The 12,252-nt window shown below is 71.8% G+C and carries 7 protein-coding genes; 5 read left to right on the top strand and 2 right to left on the bottom strand.

Features of this window, described 5'->3' with window-relative positions:
- The first annotated feature begins 887 nt into the window (after nt 1-887).
- The 5 genes from nsdA to ffh all read left to right on the top strand — a co-directional run bounded on the left by nsdA (nt 888) and on the right by ffh (nt 9,706).
- Nucleotides 888-2,363: a transcriptional repressor NsdA gene (nsdA, locus tag OEIGOIKO_RS11990; RefSeq protein WP_125054024.1), complete on the top strand. Its 1,476-nt coding sequence runs from the start codon at nt 888-890 to the stop codon at nt 2,361-2,363.
- 427 nt (nt 2,364-2,790) lie between these two features.
- The gene (locus OEIGOIKO_RS11985; RefSeq protein WP_371858912.1) at nt 2,791-4,383 is read left to right on the top strand and encodes an ammonium transporter; all 1,593 of its coding nucleotides are present in this window, start codon (nt 2,791-2,793) and stop codon (nt 4,381-4,383) included.
- Nucleotides 4,380-4,718, top strand: coding sequence for a P-II family nitrogen regulator (locus OEIGOIKO_RS11980; RefSeq protein ID WP_030018395.1), 339 nt, complete (start codon nt 4,380-4,382; stop codon nt 4,716-4,718). Before OEIGOIKO_RS11985 ends, OEIGOIKO_RS11980 begins: the two co-directional genes overlap by 4 nt.
- 500 nt (nt 4,719-5,218) lie before the next feature.
- A complete protein-coding gene (locus OEIGOIKO_RS11975; protein ID WP_246177989.1) occupies nt 5,219-7,666 on the top strand; it encodes a [protein-PII] uridylyltransferase in 2,448 nt (815 codons plus the stop codon).
- Nucleotides 7,667-8,146: 480 nt separating this feature from the next.
- Nucleotides 8,147-9,706 (top strand): signal recognition particle protein, encoded by a 1,560-nt coding sequence (gene ffh, locus OEIGOIKO_RS11970; protein WP_125054023.1) that lies wholly within the window; start codon nt 8,147-8,149, stop codon nt 9,704-9,706.
- A gap of 110 nt (nt 9,707-9,816) precedes the next feature.
- On the opposite strand, the gene OEIGOIKO_RS11965 is transcribed toward ffh, so the two are convergent.
- Both OEIGOIKO_RS11965 and OEIGOIKO_RS11960 read right to left on the bottom strand, forming a co-directional pair.
- Nucleotides 9,817-11,067 (bottom strand): phosphopentomutase, encoded by a 1,251-nt coding sequence (locus tag OEIGOIKO_RS11965; RefSeq protein WP_125054022.1) that lies wholly within the window; start codon nt 11,065-11,067, stop codon nt 9,817-9,819.
- Nucleotides 11,064-12,251: an alanine racemase gene (locus tag OEIGOIKO_RS11960; protein ID WP_125054021.1), complete on the bottom strand. Its 1,188-nt coding sequence runs from the start codon at nt 12,249-12,251 to the stop codon at nt 11,064-11,066. The genes OEIGOIKO_RS11965 and OEIGOIKO_RS11960 overlap by 4 nt, the downstream gene beginning before the upstream one ends.
- Nucleotide 12,252 lies beyond the last annotated feature (1 nt).

Here is a 12,252-nt window from a genome sequence, read left to right as displayed (position 1 = left end):
TGAACCCTCCCGAATCGGGTTGGCTCAATTCCGTGGTCGGGTAGGTCCACCCCGTACCGGTCGCCGCAACAGACGGCATCCTGTGGGAGGTTCAACGGCAACCTGTGGCAGATTCACGGGACGCGGCCGCGACGCACAGCGGCAGGACGGCCGTGCGGAGCGGCGTGCGAACAGCGCGGTGGCGCGGTACCGAGGCGCGACGGCGACGAAGAGCGACGACGTGGCGGACACGGCAGAGAAGCGGCAGCAGCAGGACGAGCGGTACGGAACACACAGGTGTCACCGGTCGAGCGGGACCGGACACGACGGACAGCACACGCGGGACCGGCGGCAGGACACGCCGGACCGGCAGACGCAGAAAGCAGCAGAACGGGAAGCAACGCGAAGCGACACGGACGCGAAGTGCCGAAACCGGAGCATCGGCGCCAACGGCCGGTCGTACCGGCGCACCCCATAGGGCCGACGGCTCTGCGGGGCGGCCGGTTCTCCGGGACCGGCGGACCACCGTAGGGCGAGCGGAAGTACCGGAGCGACAGCAACACCGGGACGGCAGCAGCACCGGAACATCAGCAGTACGGGAACGACGGCAGTACCGGAACATCGGCTTGAACGACAGCAATCCCACGACGTGGACGCGCCGGCGCGGCAACCGGCCGTAGCGGCCACACGGCGGCCGGGCACCGGCGGGGCGGCACCCTCCACGTACCGCACCGGGCCGGCACGGCGGCCGCGGCAAAGACACCGCGCTGGCGCAATGAGGCACCGGAGCGGTCCGGACCGTATTAGCGGACGTATGGAAAAGAAACTCGGCAGCGGCGAAGAGCGGCGATGCGAAGCGATGACGCGGCGCAGTGAAGCAAGGCAGCAATCGGAATGGGGGCGTTCCAGTGGGCGGCAGTGGCGGCACCGGCGCTGACAAGCGCCCCAACGAACCGTTGGGCTCATGGTTCGTGCGCAGCGGCTGGTCGAAGGGCGAGCTGGCACGGCAGGTCAACCGGCGCGCACGCCAGATGGGCGCGCACCACATCAGCACCGACACCTCGCGGGTACGGCGCTGGCTCGACGGCGAGCAGCCGCGCGAGCCCATCCCGCGCATCCTCTCCGAGCTGTTCTCGGAGCGGTTCGGGTGTGTGGTCGGCATCGAGGACCTCGGCCTGCGTTCCGCGCACCAGTCCCCGTCCGTCTCCGGCGTCGACCTGCCCTGGGCCGGCCCCCAGACCGTTTCGCTGATCAGCGAGTTCTCCCGCAGCGACCTGATGCTGGCGCGCCGCGGCTTCCTGGGCACCTCCCTGGCGCTGGCCGCCGGGCCCGCCCTCATCGAGCCGATGCAGCGCTGGCTGGTGCCGGTCTCGCCGGGCCAGGCGTCCGCCGCCCAGCAGGCGGCCCAGGAGCGTTCCCGGCGTTCCAACCGGCTGTCCGCCCCGGAGCTGGACCTGCTGGAGTCGACGACCGTGATGTTCCGCCAGTGGGACGCCCAGTGCGGCGGCGGACTGCGCCGCAAAGCGGTGGTCGGACAGCTCCACGAGGTCACCGACCTGCTGCAGGAACCGCAGAGCGAAGAGGTCTCCAAGCGACTCTTCAAGGTCGCCGCCGAACTGGCCGAGCTGGCCGGGTGGATGAGCTACGACATCGGACTGCAGCCCACCGCGCAGAAGTACTTCGTGCTCGCCCTGCACGCCTCCAAGGAGGCCGGCGACCGCCCGCTGGGCTCGTACATCCTCTCCAGCATGAGCCGCCAGATGATCCACCTGGACCGCCCGGACGACGCACTGGAGCTCATCCACCTCGCGCAGTACGGCAGCCGCGAATCGGCCACGCCCCGTACGCAGGCGATGCTGTATGCGATGGAGGCGCGGGCGTACGCGAGCATGGGCCAGCCGAGCAAGGTCAAACGCGCCGTACGGATGGCCGAGGACACCTTCGGCGACGCGACGCCCGGCGACCCCGAGCCGGACTGGATCCGCTTCTTCTCGGAGGCCGAGCTGAACGCGGAGAACGCCCATTCCTACCGCGACCTCGCCTACGTGGCCGGGCGCAGCCCGACCTACGCCTCCCTCGCCAACCCCGTGATGCAGCGGGCGGTGGAGCTCTTCTCGCGGGACAAGGAGCACCAGCGTTCGTATGCGCTCAATCTGATCGGGATGGCGACGGTGCACCTGCTCCAGAAGGAGCCGGAGCAGTGCGCCGTCCTGGCGCAGCAGGCCATACCGCTGGCGAAGAAGGTCCGCTCGGAACGGGTCAACACCCGGCTGCGCAAGACCGTGGACACCGCGGCGCGGAACTTCGAGAGCGTGGCCGAAGTGATCCAGCTCAGCGACGAACTGGCCCAGCAACTGCCGGAAACCGGCGTGGAGGCCGTCTGACCGCGCTCCCGGACCGCACCCTTCGCCCGTACTCCCCCCGGCTCTTCGACCGCCCCCTTTCCGCCCCGTTTCCTCGACCGCATCTCCACAGACCCCGGCCGCGGCCCGTCACCCCGTACAGCTCGACTCGGCTCCCCCACGCCAGGTCACAAGGGTGACAGCCGCGGTCGGCTTTGCGGGTGGGGCAGCGGGTGACCGGGAGCGGGGGCGTCCGGTGCGGGCGTGGTCGTTTCGGTGGGTTGCGGGAGGTACCGGGCGTGGCGGGCTGATCTCGGAGTTCATGGGGGCGTAACACTGACGAGGGCTTCGTCACCGTGGGGAAACACCGACGGGTCATGGCCGAAACGGTGCTGCGACAACCTCGTGGCGAAAGTCGGCCCACCCGGAACCACGCCCGCACGGGCCGCATCGACGACAGGAGACGCCGATGCCCCCAGGCATCATGACGCTCGCGGCAGAAGAGGCCACCCTGAGTCCGGCCAACACCGGCTTCATGCTGATCTGCACCGCCCTGGTGATGCTCATGACCCCCGCCCTCGCCTTCTTCTACGGCGGCATGGTCCGGGTCAAGAGCGTGCTGAACATGCTGATGATGAGCTTCATCAGCCTGGGGATCGTCACCGTCCTGTGGGTGCTCTACGGCTTCGGGGTCGCCTTCGGCCAGGACAGCGGCGGCTTCCTCGGCCGGCCCGGCGACTTCGCCGGGCTCAGCGGCATCGGCCTGACCGAGCTGTGGGGCACCACCTCCATCCCGGTCTACGTCTTCGCGGTCTTCCAGCTGATGTTCGCGGTGATCACCCCCGCGCTGATCAGCGGCGCCCTCGCGGACCGGGTGAAGTTCACGGCGTGGGCGCTGTTCATCGCCCTGTGGGCCACCGTCGTCTACTTCCCCGTCGCGCACTGGGTGTGGGCCGAGGGCGGCTGGCTCTTCGACCTGGGAGTCATCGACTTCGCCGGCGGTACGGCCGTCCACATCAACGCGGGCGCCGCGGCCCTCGGCGTGATCTTCGTCGTCGGCCGGCGCATCGGCTTCAAGAAGGACCCGATGCGGCCGCACAGCCTGCCGCTGGTGATGCTCGGCGCCGGGCTGCTGTGGTTCGGCTGGTTCGGTTTCAACGCGGGCTCCTGGCTGAACAACGACGACGGCGTGGGCGCCGTCGCCTTCGTCAACACCCAGGTCGCCACGGCTGCCGCGATGCTCGGCTGGCTCGGGTACGAGAAGATCCGGCACGGCTCCTTCACCACCCTGGGCGCGGCCTCCGGTGCCGTGGCAGGGCTCGTCGCGATCACTCCGGCGTGCGGCGCGGTCAGCCCGCTGGGCGCGATCGGGGTGGGCGTCATCGCCGGAGTGCTGTGCGCGATGGCGGTCGGCCTGAAGTACCGGTTCGGGTACGACGACTCCCTCGACGTGGTCGGCGTCCACCTCGTCGGCGGCGTCGCCGGGTCCCTGCTGGTCGGCCTGTTCGCCACCGGCGGCGTACAGAGCGACGCCAAGGGCCTCTTCTACGGCGGCGGCCTGGACCAACTGGGGAAGCAGGCCGTCGGTGTCGTCTCCGTGCTCCTGTACTCCTTCGTCGTCTCCTTCCTCCTCGCCAAGGTCATCGACGTGCTGATGGGCTTCCGGGTCTCCGAGGACGAGGAGGTCGCGGGCGTCGACCAGGCCGCGCACGCGGAGACGGCGTACGACTTCGGCGGTACGGGCGGTGGCGTGGTGGCGCGCGCGGGCGTGGGTACGGGGGCGGGGGCGGCCTCAGCCGCCGGTCCGGCCCTCGGCGGCGGCTCGTCCTCGTCCTCGTCCCGGGAAAAGGTGCGGGGGAAGGGGCGCGGCAGGGGTCATGGCGAGGGCCGAGGCGCGAGCCGGGGCTCGGACCAGGACACGGACGAGGGCACGAGCAAGGCCAGGAACCAGGGCGAGGACACGAATCAGGGCGAGGACACGAACCAGGGCAAGGGTGCGGGTCAGGGGAAGGGCCAGGGCCCGGCCCCGGCTTCCGGTAGTGAGAAGAGGGTGGACGCGTGAAGCTCATCACGGCAGTGATCAAGCCGTACCGGCTCGACGAGGTGAAGGAGGCCCTGCAGTCGTTCGGCGTACACGGCCTGACCGTCACCGAGGCCAGTGGATACGGCAGGCAGCGCGGACACACGGAGGTGTACCGGGGCGCGGAGTACACCGTCGACCTGGTCCCGAAGGTCCGTATCGAGGTCCTCGTGGACGACGCGGACGCCGACGAACTGATCGACATCGTGGTGAAGGCGGCCCGCACCGGCAAGATCGGCGACGGCAAGGTCTGGAGCCTCCCCGTCGAGGAAGCGGTCCGCGTCCGCACGGGGGAACGGGGACCGGACGCGTTGTAGGTGCGGGTGCGGGTGCGGGTGCGGGTGCGGGTGCGGGGCCGCGGGTGCGGAACGGGTCGGGGCGGGGCGTCCTGGCCGTCGGCTTCGAGTACCGGCTGCGGGCCCCGCCTCCCGCATCCACCGCGGCCGCTGCTCTTGCCCCCGCCCCAGCTCGCGCTCCCGCGCCTGTCCCTGCCCCCGTTCCTGTGGGGCCGTACCCGCCGCAGGTGGAGGAGAGCGAGGGCGGGGCCCTTCAAGATCCGGTACCTGGGGGCCGACATGACCAAGGAGCGCCTGAGTTGACCGAGAGCGTGCGGAAGACGGCGGAGGACGGCGACCAGTGCGACGCCGGTGCCGGGGCGGCCGGGGCGAGCGCCGCCACGAGCCAGGCAGCGGACGCGACCAACGCCTTTACGGAAGCACCGGACAGCCCGCAGGACCCGCACCCGGCCTCCGCTGCCCCAGACAGCAAAGACAGCAAAGACAGCAAAGACAGCAAAGACAGCTACGCCTCGGGCCGGCTGCGGCTTCTGCAGGACACGGGCCAGGAGGGGACTGCGCGCCGGGCCGCCCTCGCCCGGCTCACCGACGACTGGCTGGCCGGGCTGTTCGAGCGCGCGGCCGGCCGCACCGGCTCCGGCATCGCGCTGGTCGCCGTCGGCGGCTACGGCCGCGGCGAACTTTCCCCCCGCAGCGACCTGGACCTGCTCCTGCTCCACGACGGCAAAGCCGGCGCCCGTACGGTGGCCGAGCTCGCCGACCGGCTCTGGTACCCGGTGTGGGACCTGGGCCTCGCCCTGGATCACTCGGTACGGACACCCGCCGAGGCGCGCAAAGCCGCTCGCGACGACCTCAAGGTCCAGCTCGGTCTGCTGGACGCCCGCCACCTGGCCGGCGACCCGGAACTGACCGGCGCCCTGCGCGGCACCGCGCTGGCCGACTGGCGCGAACAGGCCCCCAAGCGCCTGCCGGAGCTGTGCGACATCAGTCGCGAACGCGCTGACCGCCAGGGCGAGTTGCAGTACCTCTTGGAGCCGGACCTGAAGGAGGCCAGGGGCGGGCTGCGGGACGCCACCGCGCTGCGGGCGGTCGCCGCCTCCTGGCTGGCCGACGCACCGCGCGAGGGACTGGAGGCTGCCCGCACCCGCCTGCTGGACGTACGCGACGCACTGCACCTGACGACCGGCCGCACCACCGACCGGCTCTCTCTGCAGGAACAGGACCAGGTGGCCGAAGCGCTCGGTGTACTGGACGCGGACGTACTGCTGCGGCAGGTCTACGAATCCGCGCGCACCATCTCGTACGCGAGCGACGTCACCTGGCGTGAAGTCGGGCGGGTACTGCGGGCCCGGTCCGTACGCCCCGTACTGCGCGGGCTGTTGCGGGGCCGTACGGCCGGAGGAGGGCCGGGGCGGGGAGAGCGGTCTCCGCTTGCGGAGGGCGTGGTGGAACTGGACGGCGAAGCCGTCCTGGCGCGGACGGCGCGGCCGGATCGCGACCCGGTGCTTCCCCTGCGCGCCGCTGCCGCCGCCGCGCAGGCCGGACTGCCCCTGTCCCTGCACGCCGTGCGCCGGCTGCGGACGGGCGCCGCCACCCGGCCCCTGCCCGTGCCGTGGCCGGCCGAGGCACGCGAACAACTGGTCACCCTGCTGGGCGCGGGCGCACAGACCGTACCCGTCTGGGAGGCGCTGGAGGCGGAAGGGATCGTCACCTGGCTGCTGCCCGACTGGGAGCGGGTGCGCTGCCGCCCGCAGCGCAACGCCGTGCACCGCTGGACCGTCGACCGGCACCTGATCGAGACGGCCGTCCGCGCCGCGGCGCTCACCCGCCGTGTGCACCGCCCCGACCTGCTGCTGATCGCGGCTCTGCTGCACGACATCGGCAAGGGCTGGCCCGGCGACCACTCCGTCTCCGGCGAGACCATCGCCCGGGACATGGCGGCCAGGATCGGCTTCGACGCCCGGGACGTGACGGTGATCGCCACGCTCGTACGGCACCATCTGCTGCTCATCGAGACGGCCACCCGCCGCGACCTGTCCGATCCGGCGACGATCGAGGCGGTCGCGGACACGGTGGGCAGTACTGGCACGCTGGAACTGCTGCACGCCCTCACCGAGGCCGACGCACTGGCGACCGGCCCCGCGGCCTGGAGCGCCTGGCGCGGGTCGCTCGTCGCCGATCTGGTGAAACGCGTCACGGCGCGGCTGGCGGGGGAGACCGCACCACAAGGGCGCCCGGCGGACGAGCCGACCGCCGAGCAGGAGCGCCTGGCCGTCGAGGCGTGGCGTACCGGCGGTCCGGTCCTCATCCTGCGCACGCGAGCGGAGGGGCACGGCGAAACGGACCCGCCCAGCGGTCCCGTCGCAGGTCCGGGGGCCGTGGCAGATCCGGAGCCGGAGCCGGAGCCGGTGGGCGTCGAACTGCTGATGGCCGTACCGGACCAGCCCGGCGTGCTGCCCGCCGCAGCGGGCGTCCTCGCCATGCACCGCCTGACCGTCCGAGCCGCGGACCTGCGCAGCGTCGATCCCGTCGGCGAGGGGCCGGTGCTGCTGCTGAGCTGGCGGGTGGCCGCCGAATACGGATCTCTTCCGCAGACCGTCCGGCTGCGGGCGGACCTCGTACGGGCCCTGGACGGTTCGCTGGACGTGTCGGCCCGGCTGGCCGAGCGTGAGCAGGCGTACGCGCGTCGCTCGCGCGGAATGCAGGCCCCGCCGCCCCGGGTGACGGTCGCCTCCGGGACCTCGCAGCTGGCAACTGTGATCGAGGTACGGGCCCAGGACGCCCAGGGACTGCTGCACCGGATCGGCCGCGCACTGGAGTCCGCGCGGGTCACCGTACGCAGCGCCCATGTGAGCACGCTGGGAGCGAACGCGGTGGATGCGTTCTACGTCACGGACGAGAAGGGAGACCTGCTGGCGGACGCGGTGGCCGTCGAGGTGGCACGGACGGTGGAGAACGCCTTGAAGTAGCCCCGCAGGCCGCCGGCCCGGTGCGGGGCGGAGCGCCGATGCCGTGCCCGACGGCGGACCGGGCTCCGGCGCCAGCAAGATCAACAACGCGGAGATCATCGCCACAGACCGGAACACCTCAGCAGACCGCACCGTCTCGGCAGACCGCACCGCCTCCACGGGCCGCACTGCCTCCACAGGCCGGGATCCCTCCGCAGACCGCACGGCGCCCGCAGACCGCACGGCCCCCGCACGTCGCACCGCCTCCGTACGCCGCACCGCTCCCGTCGACGGGACGGGCTCCCCGGACGCCGCGCCTCCGTGAGACGGTGGGTGCGGGATGCGCAAGGGGCGCCCGCGCTGGTTGCGCACCGTGCCCGCGGTCGTACGGGGGCCAGTCCCGGCACCCTTCCCCGGCGGGCAGGGACACGTTGCTTGCCTGTGCGGATACCCTAGAAGCCGACTTGACCCTGCCCCCGACCCCGAGGATCGACGACCGCCGTGTTCGATACGCTTTCCGACCGCTTGGCGAGTACTTTCAAAAACCTCCGGGGCAAAGGCCGCTTGAGCGAGGCGGACATCGACGCCACGGCGCGCGAGATCCGGATCGCCCTGCTGGAGGCCGATGTCGCGCTGCCCGTCGTCCGCGCCTTCATCAAGCAGGTCAAGGAGCGGGCGACCGGCGTCGAGGTCTCCCAGGCGCTGAACCCCGCCCAGCAGGTCATCAAGATCGTCAACGAGGAGCTCGTCGGCATCCTCGGCGGCGAGACCCGTCGGCTGCGGTTCGCCAAGAACCCGCCGACCGTCATCATGCTGGCCGGTCTGCAAGGTGCCGGTAAGACGACCCTCGCCGGAAAGCTCGGCAACTGGCTCAAGCAGCAGGGCCACGCCCCGCTGCTGGTCGCCTGTGACCTGCAGCGCCCGAACGCCGTCAACCAGCTCTCGGTCGTCGCCGAGCGCGCCGACGTCGCCATCTTCGCGCCGGAGCCGGGCAACGGTGTCGGCGACCCGGTCAAGGTCGCTCAGGACTCGATCGAGTTCGCCCGCTCCAAGCAGCACGATGTGGTCATCGTCGACACCGCCGGCCGCCTCGGCATCGACCAGGAACTGATGCAGCAGGCCGCGGACATCCGCGACGCGGTCAAGCCGGACGAGGTCCTCTTCGTCGTCGACGCGATGATCGGCCAGGACGCGGTCAACACCGCCGAGGCGTTCCGCGACGGCGTCGGCTTCGACGGTGTGGTCCTCTCCAAGCTGGACGGCGACGCCCGCGGTGGTGCCGCGCTCTCCATCGCGCATGTCACCGGCAAGCAGATCATGTTCGCCTCCAACGGCGAGAAGCTGGACGACTTCGACGCGTTCCACCCGGACCGCATGGCGTCCCGCATCCTCGGCATGGGCGACATGCTCACGCTGATCGAGAAGGCCGAGCAGACCTTCAGTCAGCAAGAGGCCGAGAAGATGGCTTCGAAGCTGGCGAGCAGCAAGGGCAAGGACTTCACGCTCGACGACTTCCTGGCCCAGATGGAGCAGGTCCGCAAGATGGGCTCCATCTCCAAGCTCCTCGGGATGCTGCCCGGCATGGGGCAGATGAAGGAGCAGATCAACAACCTCGACGAGCGTGAGGTCGACCGTACGGCCGCGATCATCAAGTCGATGACGCCGGCCGAGCGCCAGGAGCCGACGATCATCAACGGCTCGCGCCGCGCCCGTATCGCCAAGGGCTCCGGTGTCGACGTCAGCGCGGTCAAGAACCTGGTCGAGCGGTTCTTCGACGCCCGCAAGATGATGTCGAAGATGGCCCAGGGCGGCGGCATGCCGGGCATGCCTGGCATGCCGGGGATGCCGGGCATGGGTGGCGGCGGCGCCAAGAAGAAGAAGCAGCAGAAGCAGGCCAAGGGCAAGCGCAAGAGCGGCAACCCGATGAAGCGGAAGGCCGAGGAAGAGGCAGCTGCCGCCCGCCGCGAGGCCGCACAGTCCGGCAACCCGCTGGGCCTGCCGCAGGGCGACGACGCGAAGAACTTCGAACTGCCCGACGAGTTCAAGAAGTTCATGGGCTGACGTCTGCTCCGGGCCCCGGGCGGCACCCGCCGTCTCCGGGGCCGTGCACGGCGCGTGGATGTGTGATCGAGCCCCTGGCCGGAGCCCCGGCCGGGGGCTCGTCCGTACGGTCATGTCGGTACCCCCGCCGATCCGGCCGCCGGCCTCAGGAGCGGAGTGCCGCTGCCGAGGGCGGTGGCACCCAGCCCCAGGGCAATCGCCGCCGTGGCCCCCACGTCCGCCAAGGTCCGGGCCGTCGGCAGACGGTCCGGCCGGACGGCCTCAGGGCGGTGGATCAGTACCGGGACGTACTCCCGCGTGTGACAGGCGTGACCGATCACCGGGTCGTTGCCATGATCACCGGTGACGATCAGACGGTCGCCGGGGGAGGAGAGCAGCGGCAGCAGCGTGCTCAGACCCGTATCGGTCCGCCGGAGCACGGCGGCGTACCGAGGGGCGTCCTGCTGGTGCCCCGCCAGGTCGGTCTCCTGGACGTTGCTGACGATCAGTGCGGTGCCCGGGGCCCGGCGGAGGGCGTCGAGGGTGAGCGCGAAGACGTCGGTGGTGTCTACGGCGGGACGGCGCACCGCCGCGTCGCAGGCCAGCACCTCCGCGGCCTTGCCCACCAGCATGACGGGGACCCCCGAGGCCGCCACCAGCTCCGGCAGCCGACGGCCCCGGTCCAACGGTGCGCCGAGGTGCTGCACCGCCAGCCCGCCGTTCCGGTAGAAGCCGCTCGCCGGGGTGTCCAGACCGACCGTGCCGAGGGCGCCCTCCCGTACGAAGGCGGGCAGCGGAGCGTCGGCGTGGCCGCCCACGGCGATCACCCGGGCGACGGGCGCCACCGAGCGCACCACCTGGGCGATGCGGAGAACGTCCGCGAACGAGACGTCTGCCAAGCAGCCGGAGACGTTCCAGTTGACGCCCGGGTCCGCCTCCAGGTTGTCGTGGACGAGAATCCGCCCGTCCACCACCAGCAGGGGACGCCCGTCGAGGCGGTCCGTACCGTGCCCGTTCGCCCGCAGGGCCACGGCGACCGCGTCGAGGTGCTCGGCGAGCCGGGCCACCGTCACCCCGCCGCAGTCGGCCCCCATCATGGTCTGATGCCCGGCGTACGTGTCCGCCCCCGGATAACCGAGAGCCGCGCGGCCCGCGGCCACCGGCAGGGACGGCTCCCGGGGCAGGTCCGGGTGGGGGTGGGCGAGGCCGAGACCGAGAGCTTCCAGCGTGGGCAACGACAGGCGTCGGCCGGTGGTCGCGCGGTGCTGGTCAAGGAGATGTCCGAGCGTGTCGGCGGCTGCGTCGCCGGGGCGCTGAGTGTCCGCGTCGGGCATCGCCCCGATGCCGAAGCCGTCGATCACGACGATGACGACCCTGCTCATGGCCGAACCGCGCCTTTCCCGCCCGCGTTCTCCGGAAGCGGCCGGCCGAGCGCGTCGTGGCAGCCGATCAGCCGCGGGGAGCCGGTGGCGAGGCCGGCGACGACGGCGACCGTACTGCGGGTGACGAAGACCTGGGTACGGAACGCGAGGACGGCGGTGTCGCCGGGCCGGGCGGCACCCGGAGCCAGCAGACGGTAGTAGTCGATGTTCTCCGCCGGGGCCCGCTGGACGGCGAGCCGGGCGCCGGTACGGGGAATCAGCGCCGATTCGACCCCGGACCTGGCGTAGAAGCCGCCACCGTGCAGAGCGGGCCGCCCGTCCGCGAGGACATGTGCGACCTCGGTGACGTAGACGTAGGCGGGCCGTTCCGGCTGGCCCTGATCGACGGCGTGGAGCGGTGTGGTGCCGGTGAGGGCGTGGCCGGGCTCGCCGTGGGTGGCCCCCAGCTCGGCGAGCAGCGGCAGGGTGGCCGCGCAGGTCACGCCCGGAGCACTCAGCTTCAGGTCCGGGTGCCCGCGGGCGGCCAGCACCGCTCGGGCCTCGCGGACGCGCGCGAAGGTGGCGGTGGGGCGTGGCTGCCCGGACCCGGGATCACACTGGACGCAGGGGAACCCGGTGACCCCGGCGACACGGACCCCGGGCAACTCCTCCACCTCGGCCGCGAACTCCGCCAGCCCACCGAGCGGTACACCGCCCTCCTGCCCGGGGTGCACCAGTCCCGGCGCCCCCTCGATCCGTACGAGAATGTCCTGCACCCGGCCCAGCCGGCGGGCGGCCTCCGAGACGGCTCGGGCGTTGGCCACATCGAAGACGGTCACCGTCTCCGGACGCCAGGCGAGGATCTCGGGCAGCGCGCGGTGCGGAATCTGCACCAGATGGCCCACATTCCCGAACCGCGCGCCCGCCGCCTGCAGGGCGCGGGCTTCCGGTGCGTCAATGGCGGCGAAGCGGGGCAGGTGCCGGGCCACAGCCCGGATCAGTTCGGGGTTGCGGCCGACCTGTTTGACCACGGGCCAGAGACCGAGGCCCCACCGCCTCGCCTCTGCCGCCAGCAGCGCGGCATTGGCCTCTAGAGCATCCAGATCGATGACACAGGTGTCCGGCTGGACCCTTCCGGTGCCGTGCAGCTCGACGGCGTGGTCGACCAGCTGCGGGTTACGCGTGAGGACAGCGTCGAGGAACATC

It is taken from the genome of Streptomyces paromomycinus (genome assembly GCF_003865155.1).
GTDB classification, from domain to species: Bacteria; Actinomycetota; Actinomycetes; order Streptomycetales; family Streptomycetaceae; genus Streptomyces; species Streptomyces chrestomyceticus.
This window is presented reverse-complemented; position numbering and strand designations above follow the sequence as displayed.